At 53.7% G+C, this 22,506-nt stretch carries 17 protein-coding genes and 2 pseudogenes; 11 read left to right on the forward strand and 8 right to left on the reverse strand.

From position 1 onward, the window contains the following. Nucleotides 1–238: 238 nt before the first annotated feature. The gene (locus L691_RS0117080; RefSeq protein WP_025691643.1) at nucleotides 239–1,936 is read right to left on the reverse strand and encodes a methyl-accepting chemotaxis protein; all 1,698 of its coding nucleotides are present in this window, start codon (nucleotides 1,934–1,936) and stop codon (nucleotides 239–241) included. Nucleotides 1,937–2,265: 329 nt separating this feature from the next. On the opposite strand from L691_RS0117080, the gene L691_RS0117085 reads away from it, so the two are divergent. Further along, nucleotides 2,266–2,697 (forward strand): MarR family winged helix-turn-helix transcriptional regulator, encoded by a 432-nt coding sequence (locus L691_RS0117085; RefSeq protein WP_025691644.1) that lies wholly within the window; start codon nucleotides 2,266–2,268, stop codon nucleotides 2,695–2,697. 180 nt (nucleotides 2,698–2,877) lie between these two features. Here L691_RS0117085 and L691_RS0117090 read toward each other — a convergent pair whose 3' ends face one another. After that, nucleotides 2,878–4,680 (reverse strand): LTA synthase family protein, encoded by a 1,803-nt coding sequence (locus L691_RS0117090; protein ID WP_051459398.1) that lies wholly within the window; start codon nucleotides 4,678–4,680, stop codon nucleotides 2,878–2,880. A 330-nt stretch (nucleotides 4,681–5,010) separates the two neighbouring features. Between L691_RS0117090 and L691_RS0117095 the strand changes: the two genes are divergently transcribed. Further along, nucleotides 5,011–7,311: a helicase C-terminal domain-containing protein gene (locus L691_RS0117095; RefSeq protein ID WP_025691646.1), complete on the forward strand. Its 2,301-nt coding sequence runs from the start codon at nucleotides 5,011–5,013 to the stop codon at nucleotides 7,309–7,311. Between the two features lie 30 nt (nucleotides 7,312–7,341). Further along, the gene (locus L691_RS0117100) at nucleotides 7,342–8,310 is read left to right on the forward strand and encodes a Gfo/Idh/MocA family protein (RefSeq protein ID WP_025691647.1); all 969 of its coding nucleotides are present in this window, start codon (nucleotides 7,342–7,344) and stop codon (nucleotides 8,308–8,310) included. A gap of 86 nt (nucleotides 8,311–8,396) precedes the next feature. Here the strand turns inward: L691_RS0117100 and L691_RS0117105 are convergent, their stop codons facing one another. Next, complete coding sequence (locus L691_RS0117105; protein ID WP_084654233.1) at nucleotides 8,397–9,080, reverse strand: CidB/LrgB family autolysis modulator; 684 nt, start codon at nucleotides 9,078–9,080, stop codon at nucleotides 8,397–8,399. Then, a complete protein-coding gene (locus L691_RS0117110) occupies nucleotides 9,025–9,447 on the reverse strand; it encodes a CidA/LrgA family protein (protein WP_025691649.1) in 423 nt (140 codons plus the stop codon). The genes L691_RS0117105 and L691_RS0117110 overlap by 56 nt, the downstream gene beginning before the upstream one ends. Before the next feature lie 111 nt (nucleotides 9,448–9,558). Here L691_RS0117110 and cidR point away from each other — a divergent pair, with 111 nt between their 5' ends. The 5 genes from cidR to L691_RS0117135 all read left to right on the forward strand — a co-directional run bounded on the left by cidR (nucleotide 9,559) and on the right by L691_RS0117135 (nucleotide 15,141). Continuing rightward, on the forward strand, nucleotides 9,559–10,446 hold the full coding sequence (cidR, locus tag L691_RS0117115) for a cidABC operon transcriptional activator CidR (protein WP_025691650.1): 888 nt from the start codon (nucleotides 9,559–9,561) through the stop codon (nucleotides 10,444–10,446). Nucleotides 10,447–10,580: 134 nt separating this feature from the next. Continuing rightward, complete coding sequence (locus tag L691_RS0117120) at nucleotides 10,581–10,817, forward strand: aspartyl-phosphate phosphatase Spo0E family protein (RefSeq protein WP_025691651.1); 237 nt, start codon at nucleotides 10,581–10,583, stop codon at nucleotides 10,815–10,817. Nucleotides 10,818–11,046: 229 nt separating this feature from the next. After that, nucleotides 11,047–11,514, forward strand: a complete 468-nt coding sequence (locus tag L691_RS0117125; RefSeq protein WP_025691652.1) for a MarR family winged helix-turn-helix transcriptional regulator — start codon at nucleotides 11,047–11,049, stop codon at nucleotides 11,512–11,514. Beyond that, nucleotides 11,507–13,243 (forward strand): ABC transporter ATP-binding protein, encoded by a 1,737-nt coding sequence (locus L691_RS0117130; RefSeq protein ID WP_025691653.1) that lies wholly within the window; start codon nucleotides 11,507–11,509, stop codon nucleotides 13,241–13,243. Before L691_RS0117125 ends, L691_RS0117130 begins: the two co-directional genes overlap by 8 nt. Continuing rightward, nucleotides 13,240–15,141 (forward strand): ABC transporter ATP-binding protein, encoded by a 1,902-nt coding sequence (locus L691_RS0117135; RefSeq protein WP_025691654.1) that lies wholly within the window; start codon nucleotides 13,240–13,242, stop codon nucleotides 15,139–15,141. The genes L691_RS0117130 and L691_RS0117135 overlap by 4 nt, the downstream gene beginning before the upstream one ends. Nucleotides 15,142–15,235: 94 nt before the next feature. Here the strand turns inward: L691_RS0117135 and L691_RS0117140 are convergent, their stop codons facing one another. The 4 genes and pseudogenes from L691_RS0117140 to L691_RS0117155 all read right to left on the reverse strand — a co-directional run bounded on the left by L691_RS0117140 (nucleotide 15,236) and on the right by L691_RS0117155 (nucleotide 19,199). Beyond that, nucleotides 15,236–15,547, reverse strand: a complete 312-nt coding sequence (locus tag L691_RS0117140; RefSeq protein WP_025691655.1) for an antibiotic biosynthesis monooxygenase — start codon at nucleotides 15,545–15,547, stop codon at nucleotides 15,236–15,238. Between the two features lie 49 nt (nucleotides 15,548–15,596). Next, nucleotides 15,597–16,315, reverse strand: a pseudogene (locus L691_RS29225) (3-ketoacyl-ACP reductase). Next, the gene (locus L691_RS0117150) at nucleotides 16,246–17,931 is read right to left on the reverse strand and encodes an FAD-dependent oxidoreductase (RefSeq protein WP_025691656.1); all 1,686 of its coding nucleotides are present in this window, start codon (nucleotides 17,929–17,931) and stop codon (nucleotides 16,246–16,248) included. The pseudogene L691_RS29225 and the gene L691_RS0117150 overlap by 70 nt, the downstream one beginning before the upstream one ends. 149 nt (nucleotides 17,932–18,080) lie before the next feature. Then, on the reverse strand, nucleotides 18,081–19,199 hold the full coding sequence (locus L691_RS0117155) for a GGDEF domain-containing protein (protein WP_051459397.1): 1,119 nt from the start codon (nucleotides 19,197–19,199) through the stop codon (nucleotides 18,081–18,083). Nucleotides 19,200–19,432: 233 nt separating this feature from the next. On the opposite strand from L691_RS0117155, the gene L691_RS0117160 reads away from it, so the two are divergent. The 3 genes and pseudogenes from L691_RS0117160 to L691_RS0117170 form a co-directional block, all read left to right on the forward strand. Then, a complete protein-coding gene (locus L691_RS0117160; RefSeq protein WP_025691658.1) occupies nucleotides 19,433–19,828 on the forward strand; it encodes a Fur family transcriptional regulator in 396 nt (131 codons plus the stop codon). 234 nt (nucleotides 19,829–20,062) lie between these two features. After that, nucleotides 20,063–22,138, forward strand: a complete 2,076-nt coding sequence (locus L691_RS0117165) for a methyl-accepting chemotaxis protein (RefSeq protein ID WP_025691659.1) — start codon at nucleotides 20,063–20,065, stop codon at nucleotides 22,136–22,138. Nucleotides 22,139–22,212: 74 nt separating this feature from the next. Further along, nucleotides 22,213–22,506 (forward strand): annotated as a pseudogene (locus tag L691_RS0117170) (uroporphyrinogen-III synthase); the annotation flags it as partial.

Genomic DNA, 22,506 nt, shown 5'->3' on the forward strand with positions numbered 1-22,506 from the left:
GCTTTGGTTGTCCCATACATTCCTCGGCGAACCGATTTCCCTTCGCCACCTGGCGGGAACGGCACTGGTATTTGCCGGAATTTGCTTGTTTCAGGCACGCCAGAAAGGCGGAACGAATCCCGTTCTACCGCAGCTTAAGGTTCCTTGGGGTCTAAATCAATGAAAAAAGCCAGGCAGGCCGGATCATTCCGGTATGCTTGGCTGCTGTATTTATGTAGCAAGTAAAATATGCCAGCTCTTATGCCACCTTGAACTGCTCCACAAGCCGCTGCAGCTTGTCCGCCAAGGAGGAGAGAAAAGCGGAGGAAGCTTCGACTTCCTGCATTGCGGCGAGCTGCTGCTGCGAAGCGGCAGACAAGCTTTCCGAGTTCGCTGCGGTCTGGTTGGATACGCTGACGGTGCTCTGAATCGCTTCAACCAGTCCGTCCGCGATTTCCGCGAGCTGCCGCATCGTTTCGGAGACTTTCTGGCTTTGCGCCGCCATGCCCGATACGGAGCCTTCAATCTCCGAGAAGGCCTGTCCGGCATTGGCTACCATCAATGTACCCTGCTTCATTTCCACATTCGAACGGTCCATCGTCTCTCCGGCCAGATCCATCTGAGCGACAATCAGGCCCAGCAGCTCGCCGATTTGTCTGGCCGAATCGCCCGACCGCTCGGCCAGCTTGCGGACGGAATTGGCAACGACAGCGAAGCCGCGGCCTTCTTCGCCGGCCCGGGCGGCTTCAATCGCTGCGTTCAGCGCCAGCAGATTCGTCTCTTCCGCGATGCTTGCGATCGTACCGACGATGCTCTCAATTTCCTTGGAGTGGCCGGCCAGTGTATGAATGATGCCAGACAGATCTTCAATGCTTCCGCTCATGATGGTCATCTGCCGGGTCGTGGAATCCATGGAATCCCTTCCGGTCCGGGCCTTATCGGCTCCCTTGACGGCGTCGTTCATGGCCTTGTCGGCGTTTTGCGCGATTTCGTCAATGAACCTGGACATTTCCTGCACCGCTTGGTAGCTGCTTTCCAAGTGCCGAAGCTGCACTTGCGCACCTTCAGCAAGCTCGATGGTTACACCGACAGTATGCTCACCGGTCCGGTTCGTCTCTTGTGCGCTTGCCGACAGCTCCTGTGAAGAAGAAGCAACCTGTAGGGAGGTTTCGTTCACTTCGGTAATGAGCCTGCTCAGGTTGCCGGTCATTTCATTAAAATCCCGGGTCAGCGTACCGATTTCATCTTTGCTGTTATTTGCCGGAAGTTCTTGTGTAAGATTACCGTGGGCAACCTGATTGACGGCGAGGGACAGCTTGGACAGCGGGCTGACCATACGGCGGATAAGAACATAGGCAATCAGAATAGCGGCAACAAGAATGGATGCGCCGATGATAAAAGGCTTAATGATGATATCGAGCGTTCTCTCTTTAACGAGAGGACCGTCAAAGTTGATGGCCATCAGGGCGATAATCGGTTTGGTTGGATCATTGTCTTGGTAGATGGGACCGTAGCCGGTTTTTAAAGAAGTTCCTTGATAGGTGTATACTTTGGAGTAAGTGGAGTGCTTCATTTTAGTAATCATGGATTTATCTTCGTCGCTGAAATAGAAAGAATCTCCCGCTTTGTAACCTCTGGCTTTCATATTCATGTCGGCGGCAAGAATTTTACCGTCCAGCGATAGAATAAAGGCTTCCTTAAAAATCGCTTTATGGGCTACAATCCAGCCGATCTTGTCCTCAATTTCGCCAAGATTGCTTGTGTCGCCTGCGGCCAGAGCGCTAATCTGCCCGGGGTCCACCAGTCCGGTAGTAATATTGGCACAGCCTACAAGTTCGAGGCCCGCAGCCTCATCCAACTGGTTATAGGCGGCGCGATAGCCGAAGAATCCGATGGAGGACCCCACGAGCAGAAGCACAAGCAGCATCATCCAGGTTAATTTTGTTGCCAATTTCATAGTATACCCCCATTTATATAGACAAATTATGTAGACAGTCCTAATGGATCATATCAGATAGAGGCTTGATTGGCTGTACTTTATCATTATGTTTACCTCTTATCATAGTTTAACGGTCGCTTCTTCATGAAAATTTAGTGGAAATAACATACTTATTCATAATGTTTATCAAGAACCACTTGTGACTTTAGTCATGTAAGTGATTTGTACTATAATCAGGACCGGTATTCGCATGTTAATAAGTGGAATTAATAAGATGGAATCTTGTATGGAACCAGGGCAAAATGATACGCTGGAACTATAACAATGAAACGGGAGCTGAAATGCAAATGTCGCGACAGATTGATCCGCTTGTTGAACAAATCGGATTATCCATGTGGAGGGTGCAGCGAAAAATAATCTCGGGGATCGGCCTGCAAGCGGAGCTTGGACTGACGTTTCCCCAGTTTATTTTGCTGAATATGATAGCCAACGAGGGAAGGGCGCGGGTGGTACGGCTTGCCGAACGGATGGAAGTGAAATCCAGTGCGGTTACGGTCATGCTTGACCGTATGGAAGGGGCAGGCCTGATCAGCCGGGAGCCGGACGAGAACGACCGCAGAGCCTTAGTGGTAACGCTCACGGAAAAGGGGGAGGAGATTTGGACTGAAGGGCAGCGCCGCTCCCTGATCTCGCTGGATCAGTATCTGTCGATTCTGACGCCTGAGGAGCTTGCGCGTTTCGCCGAATATTACGATATGCTGGAAAGGCAGGAGCGTTAAGCACGTTGGCCTTTCTAGAAGCCGGAAAGGAACCGTGGTTACCGTGTACGGCCAAAAACCATGCCCTATAGAGGAGCATGGTTTTTGGCGTCGATGCGGGACTAACGCTTATCTCTGAACGGCGGCTTCTTACGCAGCACGGCTGCGCAAAAAGCGTAGATGCTGATTAAGGAGCGCAGCCTATTCGGGTTTCTTCTCGGGCAACTGCGAGACATAGCTGTCGGAGAGCTGCAGCAGCCGGAGCGCCCGGTTGTATTCATCCTCCGTGGCGGCGGGCAGCTTGCTGCTGAGCGCGATCGGATACTGGGTGTTGTCCTCGAAGCTGTTGCCGGGAATAAGCAGCCCGGAGCTTGCAATAAACGAGCCTGTAGGCAAATAATAACGTTCGGGCAGAAGGTTATAGTTCTGATTAAGGATATCCTGGCCGAAATGCAGATGATCCTTCAGGGATATGCCCAGCAGATTGGCGGCAGTCGGCAAAATGTCAATCTCTCCGCCTACTTGCTCCAGAGTCTGCGGCTGCGCGCTGCCCGCGCCGTGAATGATCAGCGGAATATTGGTCATATTCGCATACCCGTATTCATGGCCGTAAATCTCGGTCATCAGCTCTTTGTCGTCATGATCAAGAGAGTATATCGGCAGGCCCATGTGATCGCCATAGATCATAATCAAGCTGTTGTCCCAAAGTCCGGTCTCTTTCAGCTCCTGGACCAACTGGCCAAAAGCGTAGTCGGCGTAGTTCTGTGCCCGAATATAGTCGCCGACAAAGGTGCCTTCATAACGCTCCGGCAGCTTCATCTTGTATTTTTCCTCGGGAATCGTAAACGGATGATGCGACGACATGGAAATGATCTGGGCATAGAACGGCTGACCGCTTGCGCTCATTTCCTTCAGCTTGGCTGTCGTTTTGCGGTACAGCACCTCATCGGAAGCCCCGAAGAAGAAGACGTCCTCGTCGCCAAAGAACTTGTGATCGTAATATTTGCCCCAGCCAAGCGAACTGTACAGCTCCCCGCGGTTCCAGAACTCTACATCATTCGTATGGAAGGTGGCCGTCTGGTAGCCGTTCTTCTCCATCAGACGCGGCAGGCTCGGCAGCACCTTGTCGACATACATTTGGGTGGCCGCGCCCCGGGGAGGGATGTAAAAAGACGTATTGACGACGAACTCCGCATCCGAGGTGTTGCCCTGGCCAACCATTTGATAGAAGTTCGGGAAATACAGGCTTTGCTTCATCACGGCATTTAAATTCGGCGTGATCTCTTTGCCGTCGATCGTAAGGCCGATCAGGAAGTTTTGCAGCGATTCCATCTGCAGGATAATCAGGTTCTTGCCCTTGGCCGCTCCCTGAAGCTTCGGATTTGCAGGGGCGCTGATTCCCTTGGCCGAATCGATGGATTTCTGTGTAATGTCGCTGGCCTTCACCAAGTCGATTTTTTCTTGAGCGAAGATGGTATAGGCCTCATAATTGAGGATGCCCATCTCCTGCGCTTTCTTGATTTCGTTCATGCTGGCTTTGTTCGGCAGCACATTGAACAGACACAGCGCCAGCGACGCGGCGAACAGAGCCGAGAATTTCCGGCTGCCGCGTCCCCGATTAATTTGCTCTTTTTTGTAAATCCGGCCGTTCCGGTTAAAAAGAAAATAATATCCCAGCACGATGACATCGGCGAAAATAAGCAGATAATAAGGGTCCATCAGTGAAAATACGCTGTTGCTGACGGCGGTCACCTGATTGACCTGTTCAGCCGCATGATAGGTTACGATGACGCCATAATATTTGAAATACATAATAGCCGCGAAAAAAATCCCCGTTACCAGCAGGTTAACCGTCATATAATAGCCGAGCTTGCGTTTTGACGCGAAACACTCGATAATGCAGAACAACGCCCAGGCAAAGGGAATCTCGGTCAGCAGCGACTTCCATGGCAGCAGATTACCGAAGATTACCGCCCAGGCCAAATAGCTCTTAAGAATAAGCATGATGGTGAAAAAAATAAAAGGTTTAGCCAACCACCGTCTAACGTTAATAAATGACACGGCACCGCCTTCTTTCTGGATGCTAAATGCCGTTTCCGCCACAGCGGTGCGGCATAAAAGACAATAAATCGCCATCGTAACATAATTTATTATGCCGTTATGTAAACGGAATGTCAAAACTAGAAATAATGCGCCAAAAGGTGTAAAGCGGTATGCTTGGCGGCGCTATTCGCTTTTTCGGCGAGAAATAGAGTCGCAGAAGAAGAGAATCGCCAAAATTGGAGAAAATCGCAGCAAGAACAGCCGGAAAGTTGTGGAAAGGAGGGACTCGCCTTGACTTCCGTCGTAACTATTTCAGTAAGAACGCTTGTGGAGTATGTGTACCGCAGCGGCAGCCTTGAATCGGGCTTCCGCAGCACCGCTTCTCTCGCAGAGGGAACGCGCATACACCAGCAGATCCAGCAGCAGTATAAAGAAGATGACCGCAAGGAAGTGTACCTCAGCACGGAAATTCCCTGCGATGAACTGATTATCGCTGTCTTCGGGCGCTGCGACGGTCTGCTGCTGTCTGCGGACGGGAGCCTTACCGTCGAGGAGATCAAGTCGACCGGAGCGCCGGAGCTGCCGGAGAAGGGCCGTGAGGTGCACTGGGCCCAGGCTTTAATGTATGCGCATATGATTATTTTGGAACGAGATCTTTCAGATATCACGGTCAGGCTTACCTATGTGCACAGCAGGGCGGGGGAGGAGCGGAGCTTCGAGCGGCTCGTGTCCGCCGCAGAGGCGGCGGCCTTTGCGGGTGCTACGGCGGCGGCGTACGCCCCCTATGCGGCCCTGCTGCTTCAGCATGGGGAGCGCAGGACCGAAAGCATTCGCAGGCTGGAATTTCCGTTTCCGGCCTACCGGGAAGGGCAGCGGCGTTTGGCCGGCGCTGTCTATAAGTCGATTGCGGACGGTGTGAACCTGTTCGCTCAGGCGCCGACGGGCATCGGAAAGACGATGTCCGTCCTATTTCCGGCGGTCAAGGCGATGGGAGAGAGCAGGCTGCGCGGCTTGTTCTACTTAACAGCCAAGACCGTCACGCGGATAGCGGCGCAGGATGCCTTTGCCTTGATGGCCTCCCGCGGCCTCCATTTGCATGTGGTCACGATCACGGCCAAAGAAAAGGCCTGTCTCCGCGAAGAAGGGCTCTGCGGGCCGGACTATTGCCCGTTTGCAGACGGGTATTATGACCGGATCAACGGCGCGCTGATGGATATGCTCGGCAGCGAAACGCTGATGGACCGCCATGTTCTGGAACAATACGCCCGCAAGCATTCGGTATGCCCGTTCGAGCTGTCGCTAGACGCGGCGTATGCAAGCGACGCCGTCATCTGCGATTACAATTATATTTTCGATCCGCGTATCGGCCTCAAGCGGCTCCTGGAGGAGCGGAAAAAAGATACGGCGCTGCTGGTCGACGAAGCCCATAATCTGGTTGACCGGGGCCGGGAGATGTACTCAGCGGGCCTGCGCAAAGCGCCGTTCCTGGCGCTGAAGCGCGGCTATAAGGAGCTGAACCGCGCGCTCAGCGGCGCGGCGGGGAGCGTGAACGCCTTGTTCATCGCTCTGCGCAAAGAGTGCGAACCGGCCGTCTCGGGCAAATGGAGCATATATCCCGGGGAGCTGCCGGGCCTGCTGGAAGCGTTCGTGCAGGAGGCGGAGCGTGAACTGCTCAGCCCTGCTCCGGCGCTGCTCCCCGAAGAAGAGCAGGAGGACGGGCTGCTTAACGCCTACTATGACGCCCAGGCGATGCTGCGCGCCTGCAAGATGTATGACGAGCGCTACATTACTTATGCGGAAATGGAAAAAGGAGACGTCTTCCTGAAGCTGTTCAATCTGGACCCGTCGCATTTATTGACGCAGTCATCCAAGGGCTTCCGCAGCCGGATTTTCTTCTCGGCGACACTGTCGCCCCTCCATTATTACCGGGAAATGCTCGGCGCGGGCGAGGACGATTACAGCCTCACGATTCCTTCTCCCTTCCGTAAGGAGCAGTGGGAGGTCGGCATATTGCCGGTGTCGACGCGGTTTCGCGACCGGGATGGCTCGCTTGGACCGCTCTCGGAGGCGCTCGCGGCGATGGTTGCCCGCAAAGGGAACTATCTCGTCTTTTTTCCGTCTTACCAGTATTTGCAGAAAGTATACGATGCTTTTACCGCCGCATTGCCCGGGGTCCGAACGCTGGTGCAGGGAAGCGGAATGAGCGAAGAGGAACGGGAGAGGTTTCTTGGAGCTTTTCGCCCTGGCAACGCGGAGACGCTGCTCGGATTTGCGGTGCTGGGCGGGATTTTCTCGGAAGGGGTCGATTTGCCGGGAGACCGGCTAGGCGGTGTGATGGTTGTCGGCGTCGGCCTGCCCCAGCTTGGGCTGGAGCGCAACCTGCTGAGGGAATATTTCAGCGCCCAGGGCAAGAACGGATTTGATTACGCCTACGTGTATCCGGGAATGTGTAAGGTGCTGCAGGCGGGAGGGCGTCTCATTCGCAGTGAAAGCGATACCGGTGTGATTTTGCTGGCAGATGACCGCTTTTTGCAGCCCCCGTATTTATGGCTGCTGCCGGAGGAATGGAGAGACTACCGGGTGATTGGATAAATGATCTGAGAGAAACGGAGGGATCTAGAATTGACGCTTAACATCGGTATGGTGGGGACGGGAGGGTTCGCCAAGATGCATGCCGGCTTGCTGGCCGGTATGCAGGAGGTCAAGCTTGCGGCGGTCTGCGGCACCGGCAAGGACAAAGCGGAGGAGGTGGCCCGGCAGTATGCCGCTAAGGGCTACGGGGATCTTGCGGATATGCTGGACGCCCATAGGCTGGACGCCGTCTACATTTGCGTGCCGCCCGGCGAGCACGGGGCAATTGAGCGGACGCTGATTCGAAGAGGCATTCCTTTTTTCGTTGAGAAGCCTCTTGGGACCAGTACGGAAATTCCGGCCAGTCTTCTGCAGGATATCGAGGAGAGCGGGCTTCTGACCTCCGTCGGCTATCATTTCCGTTATCAGGACAACGTCAAGCGGCTGCAAGAACTGCTGAAGGGCGATAAAATCGGGATGGTTGTCGGGCAGTGGATGGGCAGTATGCCCGAAGCAGCGTGGTGGCGCGATCAGAAGCGGTCCGGCGGACAATTCATTGAGCAGACGACGCATATTGTGGATCTGCTGCGCTACCTGGCTGGCGATGTGACCGAGGTGTATGCGATGTTCGGCAGCCGCGTTATGCATGAAGAGCGGAGCGGCGTCAGCGTCGCGGATGTGGGGACGGTATCGCTGAAGCTCGCGAGCGGCATTGTGGCAAGTATCTCCAACACCTGCGTCCTTCCCGGTGAGGTGGGCAAGGTCGGCCTCAGTTTCTACAATGACCGCGGGCTGTTTGACTGGAACCCGCAGCGTCTGCTGGAGGTGCGGGACGGAAACAGCACCGAATACGCCAGCAGCGGCAATCCCTACGTGTCGGAGAGCGAAGCGTTCCTCCATGCCGTCCGTACCGGCGACCGGAGCGGGATACTCAGCGACTACGCGGACGCCTACAAGACGCTGAAGGTCACCTGCGCGGCTTTGGAGTCGGCCCGCAAGGAAGTGCCGGTGAAGCTGTAAGTCCACTCGGTGGGCAGGACGAAAAAAAGACACTCGCTCGGGAGCTATAGCTCGAAGCGGGTGTCTGCGGCCCAAGCCGGGGCGGCCTAACGGAGGAAGACCGCGAGTAGAGCCGGCGTTACGCTGAGCGTAAACAGCGCGGTCAGGATCATCGCGATACTAGAAATGGTTCCGGTCAGCGAACTTAGCTCAAAAGCTTTGGAAGTGCCCATACCGTGCGCAGCGGTTCCCAGCGATACTCCGCGCGCAACTTCATTATCAATGCGGAAGAGGCGAAGGACCAACGGTCCCATCAGCGTGCCAAGTACGCCGGTCATAATGACGAATACCGCCGTAATGCTTGGTATGCCCCCAATGTTCTGCGAGATATTCATAGCAATCGGTGTAGTTACCGACCGGGGCACCAGGCTTGTTGCCAGATTGCTGCTGAGATGCAGACAATTGGCCAGGAGAACGGAGGATATAACCGCCATTACCGTACCTGACAGCACGCCTGCCGCAATCTCGGCGGCGTGCTTTTTGAGCACCTTGAAGTTCTTATGCAAAGGGATGGCAAAGGCAACTGTTGCCGGCTGAAGCAGGTCGGTAAGCCATTTGCCTCCCGCATTGTAGGAATCAAAGGATACGCCCGTCATCAGCAGGAAGCTGATAATTAACAGCGGCGTAATGATCAGTGGCGACAAGTACATTTTCGTCTTGGCCGCGTAAATCCGTTTAGAGATCAGATAAACTCCGAGAGTCAGAACCAGAAACAGAAGTCCGGTCAGCATGATGTCTTCCCTCCTTGACTTTGAAGATAAGGGCTGTGAGCAGTCCCGAACTGGTCATAACGATAAAAGTTCCCGCTAGTATAATCGCCAGTAAGCTAAGACCGTCTGTCTCAAGCAATGATGTGTATTTCATAACACCGATAGCGGAGGGAACGAAGAATAGCAGCAGCTCGGCCAGCAGCCAGGATGCCCCTGCCTCCACCCAGCCAAGCCGGATGACGCCGGTCTCCAGCAGGATGAATAACAGCACCATGCCGATAATGCTTCCGGGAATCGGAAGATGCAGCCAAGAGCTAAGTTTACCCATGAATAGGGAGAATACGGTCAGCGCACCTACTTGCAGCATTCCAATCATTAGTTTTCTCATAAGGCCCGCCCCTTTCAAGCTATATTGAAATTTTACAACATTTATTTTCATAGGTAAAATGAATATATCGAATGGATGATATTCATTTTATCTATATAGGAGGATTGACTTTTGGACATCAGGCAGTTGCAGTATTTTGTGGAGGCGGCTCGTCTGAACAGCTTCTCGAAAGCGGCCAAATCATTATATATAACTCAGCCCACGGTCAGCAAGATGATTCGGCAGATCGAGGAAGAGCTTGGGGCGGATTTGTTCTACCGGGAAGGCAAGAGTATTAAGCTGACCGACGCGGGCGAGATTCTGCTCGCCAAAGCCCAGAATATCGTTGAATCTTTCCACAGTCTCTCCTCTGAGCTGGACAGCCTGCGCAGCCTGAAGCAGGGCCATATCCGCATCGGCCTGCCGCCCATGGTGGGGGCCAACTTTTTTCCGTCGGTGATCGGCCGATTTCACCATAAATATCCGGACGTCACGATCCGGCTGTACGAGGACGGGGCGAAGAAAGTGGAAAATGATGTGGAGACCGGCGTGCTTGATATCGGTGTCGTTGTGCTTCCCGTCAGTGAAGACCGATTTCATATTTTCTCCTTTGCCGAAGAAAGATTGGAGCTGCTGGTCCCTTTCGGACACCGGCTGGCCGGGCGGAGTTCGGTTCCTCTGGTAGAGCTGAAGGATGAGGAGTTTGTGCTGTTCCGCGAGGACTTCGCCTTGCATGACCGCGTGATCGCCGAATGCGTCAAATCGGGGTTTCAGCCGATGGTGGTATACGAGAGTGCCCAGTGGGATCTGATTGCCCAGATGGTGGCTGCCGGGCTGGGCATCGCGCTGCTGCCGCAGACGATCTGCCGCGATATGGACCGTTCGCGCATATCGGTAATCACAATGACCGAGCCGGCCATCCCGTGGCAGCTTGGCATGATCTGGCGAAGAGACCGTTACCTGTCCTTTGCCGCCCGCGAGTGGATCGCTTTTGCCCAGGGCTTGCTGAGGGAGAGGTAAACTTTGCACGGACGCTTAAACGGTCATCATGAAAAAGTTGGATCAACGACATATTTTTCTTTTTCTGTAAAATATGCTTTTTTGGCATCATGAATTATAATAGAGTTTAAAGGTAATAGAGAGAAGGTGACGCAGTGCTGAGAGAATGCAGGGAAGAAGAATTATCTCTAACTATAGAGAGCCTCAGATGCGAACTGCTGGAGGTTGCCCAAGAGCGGAGTCTCAGCGACCGTACGGTTGTTGAGCTAAGCGAACGCCTCGACAGTTATATCTTGCTTGCGCAGAACAAAATGATGGAAAATCTTCGCACTCGCAAGAGCAGCAGCCGCCATAGGAGTGATGGCTCCAATTCGAGGAGAACGATGAATTAGCTTCATCAATACCAATAATTCCAAGACCTTTTCGCCGGAATGGCGGAGGGTCTTTTTTAATTTAATAAATAATAGCGATTTCAAGGTTTGACAACGGACATAGGCGAAAATATAATTAGTATGCCTAAATAATAAACTGTATAATTATTAGATGTGCTAACTAAATCTAACGGAAAGACACCTGCATGGGAGGGACAACATTGGGATAGAAGAAGATGATAACAACAAAGTGCCTCATAAGCTGTTGTTCGCTTTGCAGCAGTTGCATAAGGCGCATTGGAGGCATGCCGCCGAAGGGAATAAACCCAGTGAGACTACACTAATGATGTGCATCGCGCGAAATACCCATTTTGGAAAGCAGGGGCTCAAGGTGTCGGAAATTAGCCGCTTGCTGGGGCTGACGCCGCCGACAGTCACCCAGCTCATCAACAGCCTCGAAGCAAAGGAACTGGTATTCAGGCAGGCCGACCCGGGGGACCGGAGAGTGGTGCGCGTCAATTTGACCGAACGCGGCTGCAGGGTTGCGAAAAAGGCGAAAAAGCATAGAGACGCGATCCTAAGCAAGCTCGTGGATTATCTGGGCGAAGAAGACAGCAACCGGCTGGCGGACCTTCTAATGAAAGTTCACACCTTCACCCAGGAGAATAGATGTGACCTTGAACGGTTACCAACGAACGGAGATGAGAGCAATGATTAAGCTATTCAAACAATTAAAGCCTTTTTCGCTGCCGATTGCCGTCATTCTTCTGCTTGTATTTTTGCAGTCGATGGGCGATCTGTACCTCCCTACCTTGATGTCCGACATCGTTGACAAGGGGATTGTACAGCAGGACCAGGATTTTATTTGGAAAATTGGCGGATTTATGCTGCTGGTGGCGGGCGGCGGCGCGCTCTGTTCCGTTGTTGCCAGCTTTTTGTCAGCCAAAGTGGCTATGGGCTTTGGGCGCAACACGCGTTCGCGGGTGTTCAGTCATGTGGAAAACTTTACGCTGACCGAATTTGATCAACTGGGGACCGCTTCCCTCATTACGCGGACGACGAATGACATTACCCAAGTGCAGACGGTGCTGATGATGCTGCTGCGGATGATGGTCGGGGCTCCGATGATGATGATCGGCGGCATTATTATGGCGGTGTCCGAGAATGCCAAGCTTTCCCTCGTTTTTGTCGTCGTCATACCGGTGCTTGCCCTGGCGATTTCTTACGTGGGCTTAAAAGGGCTGCCTCTCTTCAAGGCGAACCAGCTCAAGCTGGATAAGCTGAATCTGGTGCTGCGCGAGCATCTGGTCGGTATTCGCGTCATCCGCTCCTTCAACCGGATTCAGCATGAGCAGAAGCGCTTCAGCGCGGCCAATAGAGACTTGACGGATACGGCTATCAAGGTCAACAAGATTATGGCTCTGCTAATGCCGATGATGATGTTCGTCATGAACTTCTCCATGCTTGGCATTCTGTACTTCGGCGGCATGCGGATTGATAGCGGCGAACTTCAAGTCGGCTCGCTTATGGCGTTCATTCAATATGCCATGCAGATCATGTTCTCGCTTATTATGGTTTCCATGATGTTCGTGCTCATTCCGCGCGCTTCGGCTTCCGCCATTCGTATCAATGAGGTGCTTGATATGGTGCCGGAAATTACTGATCCCGAAGTCAAGACCACTCTGGCGGACCAATCGGCTCTTCACGGCTGCGTGGAATTCAAGAACGTTTCGTTCTCCTACCCGGGAGCGGAACAGCCGGCTTTATCGAATATCAGCTTTAGCGCCCGTCCGGGAGAGGTGACGGCGATTATCGGCGGGACGGGCTCCGGCAAATCAACCCTGCTCAGCCTTATTCCCCGCTTCTACGATGTGGTTGAAGGCGAGGTGCTGGTGAACGGGGTTGATGTACGGATGCTGACCCAAGAAGAGCTTCGCGCCAAGACCGGCTATGTGCCGCAGAAGGCAGTACTGTTCACCGGCACCGTGAAAGAGAATATCAGGTACGGCATGAAAGAGGCTACGGATGAAGAAGTCCAGCATGCGGCCGAGGTCGCTCAGGCGCTGGAATTTGTATCCGAGATGAAAGACGGCTTTGATTCGGAAATCGCCCAAGGGGGCGGCAATGTCTCCGGCGGACAGAAGCAACGTCTTTCGATCGCGCGGGCGCTCGTACGGAAGCCGGAAATCTATTTGTTCGACGACAGCTTCTCCGCGCTTGACTTCAAGACCGACGCCAAGCTCCGCGCCGCTCTCCGAGGGGAGACGCTTGAATCGACCGTACTGATCGTCGCCCAGCGGGTCAGCACCGTTATGGATGCGGACCGGATTATCGTGCTGGAAGAAGGCCGAATTGCCGGTATCGGCAGCCACAGCGAACTGCTTGCAAAGAGCGATGTCTATCGTGAAATCGTGGCTTCGCAGCTGTCAGAGGAGGAAATCGCATGAGTGACAACCAACAGGAATACAAGCGTCCCGCCCAGCCGCCGGCACGGAGGGGAGGACCTGGAGGGTTCGGAGGAGGCGGCATGATGCTGCCGCCGGAAAAAGCCAAGGATTTCAAAAAAACGTTGCGGCGGCTGGTCGGGTATCTGCGTCCGAAGCAAACTCAACTGCTGGTCGTACTGATTACAGCTATCCTGAGTACGGTATTCAGCATCTTAAGCCCGAAGCTTATGGGCAAGGCGACAACGAAGCTGTTCGAAGGTGTCTTTAGCAGAATGAAGGGCGTGCCGGGAGCAAGTATTGATTTTGGCTATATTAATGAAATTTTGCTTATTTTGGCCGGTTTGTATCTGCTGAGCGCCCTCTTTGGCTACGTACAGCAGTATGTCATGGCCGGTGTGGCGCAGAGTATCGTATTCAACATGCGTGAAGAGATCAACGGCAAGCTGGAACGGCTGCCGCTGAAATATTTTGATTCCCGGACGCATGGGGAAATCTTAAGCCGCGCAACCAATGACGTCGACAATATCAGTACGACGCTGCAGCAGAGCTTGACCCAGCTTATAACATCGGTCATTACGATTATCGGCGTCATTGTCATGATGCTGACGATCAGCCCGTGGCTGACGCTCATCACGATCATTACGCTGCCGCTCAGCTTTATAGCGATTATGGGCATCACCAAGCGTTCCCAAACGTACTTTGTCGGACAGCAGAAATCGCTCGGCCAGCTGAATGGCCATGTCGAGGAGATGTACACGGGTCACCGGATCGTCAAGGCGTTCGGACAGGAGCGGGAATCGCTCAAGGAATTTGACCGGATCAACGAGCAGCTCTACGATTCCGGCTGGCGCGCGCAGTTTATGTCCGGCATCATTATGCCGCTGATGATGTTCATCGGCAACCTGGGCTATGTGCTGGTCTGCGTGGTCGGCGGGATTTTTGTCACCAAAAAAATGATTGAGGTCGGCGACATCCAGGCGTTTATCCAGTATTCGCGCCAGTTCATGATGCCGATTACCCAAACGGCCAACATCGCCAACATTATTCAGTCCACCATCGCTTCCGCAGAGCGCGTATTTGAACTGCTGGACGAGGAAGAGGAAGTGCCGGAAACGTCAGCAGCCTTGGCCGGGAAGACCGGGCCTGAAGAGGGAGCGGTTGAGTTCCGCCACGTGAGGTTCGGATACAAGGAAGATGCCATACTGATCGAAGATATGAATATTAAGGTCAAGCCGGGACAGACCATCGCGATTGTAGGTCCAACCGGAGCGGGCAAGACGACGCTGATCAACCTGCTGATGCGGTTCTACGAGCTGAACGGCGGCGAGATTCTGATCGGCGGTGTGGATATTACGGACATGAAGCGCAGCGAGCTCCGCGCCCGGTTCGGCATGGTGCTGCAGGATACGTGGCTCTTCAACGGCACGATCCGCGACAATATCGCATACGGACGCGAAGGCGCGACTGAGGCGGATGTGGTGCGGGCAGCCAGGGCGGCGCATGCCGACCATTTCATCCGCACGCTGCCGATGGGCTATGACACCGTGCTAAATGAAGAGGCCTCCAACATTTCGCAGGGGCAAAAACAACTGCTGACTATTGCCCGCGCCATTCTGGCAGACCCATCGATACTGATTCTGGACGAAGCTACAAGCAGCGTCGACACCCGGACGGAGGTGCAAATTCAAACGGCGATGAACACGCTAATGCGGGGCAGAACCAGCTTTGTTATTGCCCACCGCCTATCGACCATCCGCGACGCCGATTTGATTCTCGTGATGAACCACGGCACCGTCATCGAGCAGGGCTCACACGAAGAGCTGCTGGCACAAGGCGGTTTCTACGCCGATCTGTATAACAGCCAGTTCTCGGACGGCGAGCTGTCGGATGCTGTCTAAGCGTTCATAGAAAAACAAGCGCAGAAACGCTCATCCCTGTAAGGGAAAGCGGTTCTGCGCTTGTTTATTTCTGCATGGCCTTAGCCGCTCCGGTTTACTGGCCGGGAGTGCGGGTGAACAGCAGCTCGTACTTGTCGAGCGAAGCGCCGAGAATCGATTCGTTGCCGCCTGCGCCCCGATGGGACTGCCGGAAGGCTTCGCTGGACGTCCAGCCTTTAAATGCTTCCTCATTCTCCCACACCGTACAGATTTTCAGTTCTTCCACGCCCTCTTTGGCACTGCCATGCCATACCTCCATGCGGACAAAGCCCGGCATATCCTGCACGCCGCCTGCCCCGGCGAACCGCTGGGCCAGCGCCGTTCCGGCGCCTTCCTTGACCTTAATCGTATTCGTGACTACGAGCATAGCTGCAAACCTCCCGCTAAGAATGGATGAAGGGCTTTAAGACAAGAGCTTATTGCGGATTGGTTGTCCAGATGCCCGCCGTCTTGATGAATACGCGGTCCGGCAGCTTCAGCGCCGTCAGCGCAAGCTCGGCGACATCTTCGGGCTGCATCATCCGGTCTTCGTCGCCGATCGGCAGACCGGCATTCACCGCCAGCGGGGTATTGACCGTGCTTGGCGTCAGCGCGGTAACACGGATGTTGAACTTGCGCACTTCCTGGAAGAGCGCCTCGGTCATGCCCATCAGCGCGAATTTGGACGCGCAGTAGGCGGAGCCGGTGGCAAAGCCGCGCTCTCCGGCCGTGGACGAGATGTTGATGATGCTGCCAGCTTTGTTCTCGATCATGGAAGGCAGCGCGGCTCGGGTAACATAGTAGACGCCAACAGGTTGATGTCGATGTGACGCTTCCACACTTCCGGGTCCATGTCTACCAGCGTGCCGAAATTGGCGACGCCGGCGTTGTTGATCAGGACGTCGAACGTGCCGAGCTCGTTCTGGATTGCGGCAACCGCGCGCTCTGCCTCTTCACGGACCGATATATCGGCTGCGGCGATGCTGACTTTCACGTCGTATGCTTCGTTGATGGCTGCTTTCAGAGCCTCCAAATCGGCGGCGGTCCGGGAGATCAATCCCAGATTGGCGCCTTCCTTGGCAAGCGTCAGGGCCAGTGCTTTGCCGATGCCTTTGCCGGCGCCGGTAATGACTGCGGTTTTTCCTCTAAGTTCCATCTGTTTTGTTCCTCTCCTTTAACTTTAATAAGTTTCTGTCTCTGTCCGGTTAACCGGACAGAGACAGGCATCAGGTCCGGTTTGGCCAGCGGCAGGGTCGCCGGTCCTTCGATTACCTCACCGTCATAGGAGTAACGGGAGCCGTGGCACGGGCAGTCCCAGGAGCGTTCGCTCTCGTTCCAATGACATTCGCAGCCCATATGCGTGCAGGTTCTGTCTACGAGATGAACCCCGCCTTCGGAGTCCCTGTATGCTCCGACCTGCTTGCCATCATGGCGGACGACTCCGCCTTCGTCCAGTCCCAGGTCGTCAATCTTCTTAAACGTGAACTCCAGCTTGCCCGTGATAAGCTCATTGGCGACATTGGCGTTCTGCACTAGAAGATTCTTGATACCCGGATTTGGATTCAACCGGGACGGGTCGTAAAGCTCCGTATACGGACTGCTTTTACCCTGAATCTGATCGGCAATCATCCGCGCAGCCAGCGTGCCGCTCGTCATTCCCCATTTGGCAAAGCCGGTGGCGACATAAATTTCCTTGTCTCCGGACATTTTACCGATGTAAGGGACCTGATCGACCGTAACCAGATCCTGTGTGGACCAACGGTAAGGAATCCGGCGGATGCCCAGAAGCTCTCCGGCGAAAACCTCCAGATTCTCGTAATGCTTGATCGTACAGCCGCTTTGTCCCGCTTTGTGGCTCTCGCCGGCGGCAATGACCAGCCGTTTACCTTCCCACTCAACCGCTCGGAGGGATCGCCGGGGCTGGCCGACGCTTAAGTACATGCCGCCTTCGTAGCCGGTTTCGGGCTCGAAAGCCAGGCAGTACGCGCGGTCCGCATGCAGGCGCGCAAAATACACCTCTCCCCCGTCATAGAAGGGATAGTGGGAGGCCGATACGGCGTGGCGGCACTTGATACGATGCTGTCCCCGCTCCGTAAAGAGCGTCAGGCCCCCCTCATTCTCCACGTCTCTGCTGATCGTGGTGTGCTCATAGACGATTCCACCCTTGTCCAGAAAAGCCTCCAGCAGCCCTTTTAGATATGCAAGCGGATGGAAGCGGGCCTGTCCCGGAAGCTTGATCGCCCCTGCAATGCGCATAGGCAGCGATATATCATCCACCCATTCTCCCGGCAGTCCCAGCTTGCGGTAAGCCTCAAATTCGGCCTCCAACTGCTTCAGCGCCTTCGTGTCGTCCGGGTAGCCGTACACATAAGCATCCTCGCGCTCCAAGCCGCAGGATACCCCGAGTTTCTTCGCCGTTTGTACGATCCATTCCAGGCTCTCGCTGTTGGAGCGGAAGTAGGCCTTGGCGTTATCCTCGCCAAAGCGCTTCGCCAGATCACTGTAGATTAGGCCGTGCTGCGCCGTAATCTTGGCGGTTGTGAAGCCCGTTGTGCCGGAGAACAGCTCGCTTCCTTCCAGCAGCGTGACCTTGAAGCCGGCGTCCGCCAGCAAATAAGCCGTGGTAATTCCTGTTATGCCGCCGCCTACTACGGCGATGTCGGTAGCGTGGTCCTCGGTGAGCCGGGGAAAAGAGGGCAGCTCCGTCGTTCCTCTCCACAGCGATTCCGGCAGCTTGGGCAGCTTTTCTTGCCATTTGTTTTCTGGGTCCATCTCGTATTCCTCCCTAATTATACAGTCGTCGTTTCAGTTATTACCACTAAATAGGTAAAAGAAACTCGCTGCGGGGCGCATTCTTGCAGCAATCGGCCCGGCAGCTGCGACGATAGGAGGTCATGCAAATCATTAAATGGCGCTTATCCTCAGCCTTCCACGTAAGTATCGGCGGCACAAACCTTGTTTCTCCCCGAGTTCTTGGCTGCATAGAGCGCCTTGTCCGCGTATTGGCTAAGCAGGTCTCCGTCCGCATCTTGTATATTTTCCGGATAGGATGCGGCCCCGATGGATACGGTAAGATGGATCTTATTGCCCGAAGGAAGCAAGAAGCGGTCGTTCTCCACAGCGGCCCGGATGCGTTCCCCGGCTTTTTGCGCCTGACGGAGCGGGCAGTCGGGGAGCAGGATCGTAAATTCTTCCCCGCCGTTGCGGGATACGACATCATAAGACCGGGAATGATTGCAGAGGCGGCGGGCCAGCTGCTTCAGAACGGCGTCTCCCGCAGGATGGCCGTAGGTGTCGTTAATATTCTTGAAATGATCGATATCGATAAGGAGCAGTGACAGGCTTTCCCCATGCCGCTCGGCCCGGGCCATCTCCGTGTCCAAATGGCGGTGGAACTGGTGCAAATTGTTGAGATTGGTCAGATAGTCCGTAGCCGCCCGTACTTCAAGCTGGGCATACAGATCATTGGAACGCTGAATATATTCGGCTATATAATAAACGGCCAGTCCGGCAGCAAGAGTGACGCCAAGCTGCAACGGAAAGAATTCCATGATGATTTTGAGGTCTCCCAGACTGATAATAAATCCCGCGAGGCAGATCCCCATACTAATCAAGTTTCCGACCATTACCTTACGCATTCGCGACCAGCGGAGTACGGAAATTCCGCTGCAGCAGAGACCGATAAGCACCAGGGAGACGAACGCCGATACCGAAGTATCGACCAAGCCATAGATAAGTACCCGGCTTATGGCTAAGACAGCCGCACAAATTACAGCGGGGAGCCAGCCGATATAGGCGGACACAATAACAATCGTTAAATGACGGAGATTAGCATAAACTCCCGGCCCAACCGGAAAAGAATACTCCATCAGAATCATACCGAACAAACCGAAGAGCAGTCCGATGCCGATGCTGGAGCCCCTGCTGTTAGAACGGCCGATAACAGCATACTTTTTGGACAACATGCCCGACAGGAAGAGAAAAGCAACAAGTATGCAAAAGTTGGCAAATAGGCTATTGATCATTTTTATTATCATCATGGTAATATCAGGAGCTCCTTGGATAAAGTGGCCGTTCCAATTGCGGCTCTTGCTTATTTTATCTGAAAAATGTCGAATAATGTTGCGGAAAATTGTCGAAAACAATCGAATTTTTAGTAACAATTACAGTCCTCAAACAACTGGGAAATCTTTTTCAGGCTTGAGCTCAGAATATTGACCGGAATACGCCAACGATTTATACTTGATCTAAAAATAAAGTAAGGATGATCGAAGTGAGACATCTAAATCTGACTTCCCAACGCCAAGCCGTCTACGATATTGTCCGCGAATCACATGACCATCCGACTGCGGCGGAGGTTATGAACCGTCTGGTGGAGAAGGGGCATAATCTTGCCTATGGCACAGTTTACAATTCGCTTCGCTATCTCGCGGATAAACAATTGATCAGAGAACTGAAGCTGGGAGAGGCAGCCAGCCGTTATGATGCGAGAATGGACGACCACCAGCATATTATCTGCGAGCGGTGCGGAGCGGTGGATGAAGTGATGAGTCATGTGCCGGAGCATTGGATGGAGGCCGTTGCGAAAGAAACCGGTTATACGATCGGACATGCGCATGTCGTCTTTGGAGGTATCTGTTCTGCCTGCCAAAATAAGGCTGTTAACTGAACCGATGAACCAATGGCTAAACGTCCGTCCTAATGCCAGGGCGAAGATTAAATAGGGCTTTCCGGTCTGCCAGGCCGAGAAGCCCTATTTGTGTCCGTTTATGGATCAACTGGATATTTTTATAAGGGAATTCCGGAGAAACAGTAGAATTATGGCTAATGATTGCCGATATATCATTATATTACTCAACTCTTTGCTTCCTAATTTATCCAGTTGAATGGGGGAACAGACAAAATGCCAAAGAAAGCCAAGGCCGGCTTGACTCTGCGCACAAGATTAATTGCCACTTATTTAATTGTATTGATGGTACCGGGCATCATCATCGGAATGCTCACCTACCGGACAGCCAGCAGCGCTGTATCGGATCAGCTTATCATTAATGCGCAGGAAAGCGTCGAGGCTGTCAATGAGATCGTTAATTCGAATATTCAGTCCAAAATAAACGATGTAGATTATTTTGTCGATGCCATCTCCTCAGTCGGGACCGATAGCAAGACGATCGAGGAAGGTTACGCCGAATTGAAAAAAAGAGTGAAGGAATACGCGGCGTTACATCCCGATGTGCTGGACGCATACGTAACGACAAGAGCGGGCCAAGTTATAAAAGCCTCCGATACCACTCCGCCCAGCGGATACGACCCTCGCCTTGAGGATGCTTATGTGAGCGCCGTCAAAAAAGGAAAGGGTGTAGTGATCTCACCGGTTTTTAATAACGCAAATAAGGAGACCGTTGTCTCCTTATCCTCTATGCTTAAAGACGGAAACGGCGTATTTGTTCTTCAATTGAATTTGAAGCAGCTCGCGGGTCTGGTCGATCTTAAGGTCGGCAAGAAAGGTTATATCCTGATTATGGACAGCGGCAAAAGGTTCGTGATGCATCCCACGGAGCCTCTTGGCCAGGTATCCTCCCTGGATTTTGTAACCAGAATGTTCAAGAAGGATTCCGGCACATTCGAATATACCTTTGATGGAGAGAAGAAAAGCCTCACCTACATGGTTAATAAGCTGACCGGATGGAGAATCGCTGGCACAATCAACACCAGTGAAATTACCGGCGCGTCCGATGGTATCCGTACGACTGCCCTTATTGTCATTGTAGCCTCCCTGCTGCTTGGGCTAGTTCCGATTTTCTTTATTCTGCGTTCCTTGCTCTTGCCTCTGAACAGACTCAGCAAAGCAACGGAAGTGATCAGTAAGGGGGATTTGTCTCAGGATATCGGTTCCTTCGGAAAGGACGAAATCGGTCAACTGGCCTCCAATTTCAAAACGATGGTTGCAAGTCTCAGGGAGATGATACTTGGCGTTCGGGAAATGACCGACAATGTATCGTCCTCGGCGGCCGAGCTGACGGCCGGTGCCGAGCAGACGACCCAGGCGATCGAGCATGTGACCATTGCCATTCAGGAAGTAGCTTCCGGCAGCGAGCAGCAGGTTAAGAGTATAAACCAAGGGATGGAAGGCACGGTCGCGACTATCGCAGAGGTAAAGAGCATTTCCGCCAATATGGATGAAGTAACGGTGATGATGGATAAAACTACCCGCTCAGCGGCGGAGGGCAACGATTCTGTCATTCAGGTCGTCGACAAAATCAATGGTATCCACGAGACGGTTGAGGAGCTTGGAGCCGTCATCGACAAGCTAAATGAACGCAGCGGCCGCATCGTAGGAATCGTTGGCATCATTACGGGTATTGCCCGGCAGACGAACCTGCTGGCGCTTAACGCTTCCATCGAGGCGGCAAGAGCCGGGGAGCAAGGCCGCGGCTTCGCAGTCGTCGCTGCGGAGGTCCGCAAGCTGGCCGAGGAATCGGAGAAATCAGCCAGTCAAATTTCGGAGGTTATTTCTTCCATTCACAGCGAAGTGAAGATAGCTATAGAAACAATGAACAATGCCAAAGAGAAGGTTTCTGAAGGAATTATGGCCGTTGATACGACCGGTCGTTCCTTCTCGCGGATCCGCAGAGCGGTCAAGGGTGCGGCGGAAAAAATCGAAGTGATGTGCGAAGGGGTTCGCGCCCTGTCACAGGAAGCGGACGGCATGGAACAGGCGATGGAAGCTATCCGCATCATTTCCCAAGAAACCTCCGCGAACACGGAGACGATTTCGGCCGCAGCGCAGCAGCAGCTCGCCTCGGTTGAGGAAATCGGTTCGTCAACGTCGGATCTCAGCCGTCTGGCCGACGAACTGCAAAATCTGGTCAGCCGCTTCAAGCTGTACGATTCCGCTGCCGCAGAGAAGCTTAACGAAGACCCGGCTGAGACCGGGAATGATCCGGCGGAAGAGGAAAGTCAAGCAGGAATAGCCAGCTAGAGCTTTCTTTTTGAGTCTCCTTGCAAGTATACTGTTAGGCAAACAGCAAGGAGAGAAGAAGGGAGGGGAGCATCATGGCAGATCAATTAACAGGTATCACCGTCGCCCTTGCCGGTCCGCGCAAATCGGAGGAGCTGGCGAAGCTGGTGAGCAACATGGGAGGCACCGCACTGCTGCGGCCCGCTCAGGGCACCGTGTTTCTGGACGGCGAAGAGCTCCGTCAAGGGCTGGAGTCTTGGACGCGCAATCCTCCCGACTGGACGATTTTGACAACGGGCATGGGACTGGATGCGCTGTTCGGGGCGGCGGGCAGTATGGGAATCGAGGGACGTCTGCAAGAAGTTCTGGCAGGCTCAATGATCGCGGCC

Origin of the sequence: Paenibacillus zanthoxyli JH29, from assembly GCF_000520715.1 — a bacterium.
GTDB lineage: Bacteria > Bacillota > Bacilli > Paenibacillales > Paenibacillaceae > Paenibacillus_AQ > Paenibacillus_AQ zanthoxyli.

Coding starts and splice junctions, on each gene's coding strand:
- L691_RS0117105 (WP_084654233.1), bottom strand. CDS start 9,080: ATGCTGACCGGACTTCTGTTTCTGGTTCTGACTCTCGGAGTTTATCTG.
- L691_RS0117085 (WP_025691644.1), top strand. CDS start 2,266: ATGTCGCGACAGATTGATCCGCTTGTTGAACAAATCGGATTATCCATG.
- L691_RS0117165 (WP_025691659.1), top strand. CDS start 20,063: ATGCCAAAGAAAGCCAAGGCCGGCTTGACTCTGCGCACAAGATTAATT.
- L691_RS0117130 (WP_025691653.1), top strand. CDS start 11,507: ATGATTAAGCTATTCAAACAATTAAAGCCTTTTTCGCTGCCGATTGCC.
- L691_RS0117080 (WP_025691643.1), bottom strand. CDS start 1,936: ATGAAATTGGCAACAAAATTAACCTGGATGATGCTGCTTGTGCTTCTG.
- L691_RS0117090 (WP_051459398.1), bottom strand. CDS start 4,680: ATGCTTATTCTTAAGAGCTATTTGGCCTGGGCGGTAATCTTCGGTAAT.
- L691_RS0117150 (WP_025691656.1), bottom strand. CDS start 17,931: ATGGACCCAGAAAACAAATGGCAAGAAAAGCTGCCCAAGCTGCCGGAA.
- L691_RS0117140 (WP_025691655.1), bottom strand. CDS start 15,547: ATGCTCGTAGTCACGAATACGATTAAGGTCAAGGAAGGCGCCGGAACG.
- L691_RS0117155 (WP_051459397.1), bottom strand. CDS start 19,199: ATGATGATAATAAAAATGATCAATAGCCTATTTGCCAACTTTTGCATA.
- L691_RS0117135 (WP_025691654.1), top strand. CDS start 13,240: ATGAGTGACAACCAACAGGAATACAAGCGTCCCGCCCAGCCGCCGGCA.
- L691_RS0117110 (WP_025691649.1), bottom strand. CDS start 9,447: ATGAGAAAACTAATGATTGGAATGCTGCAAGTAGGTGCGCTGACCGTA.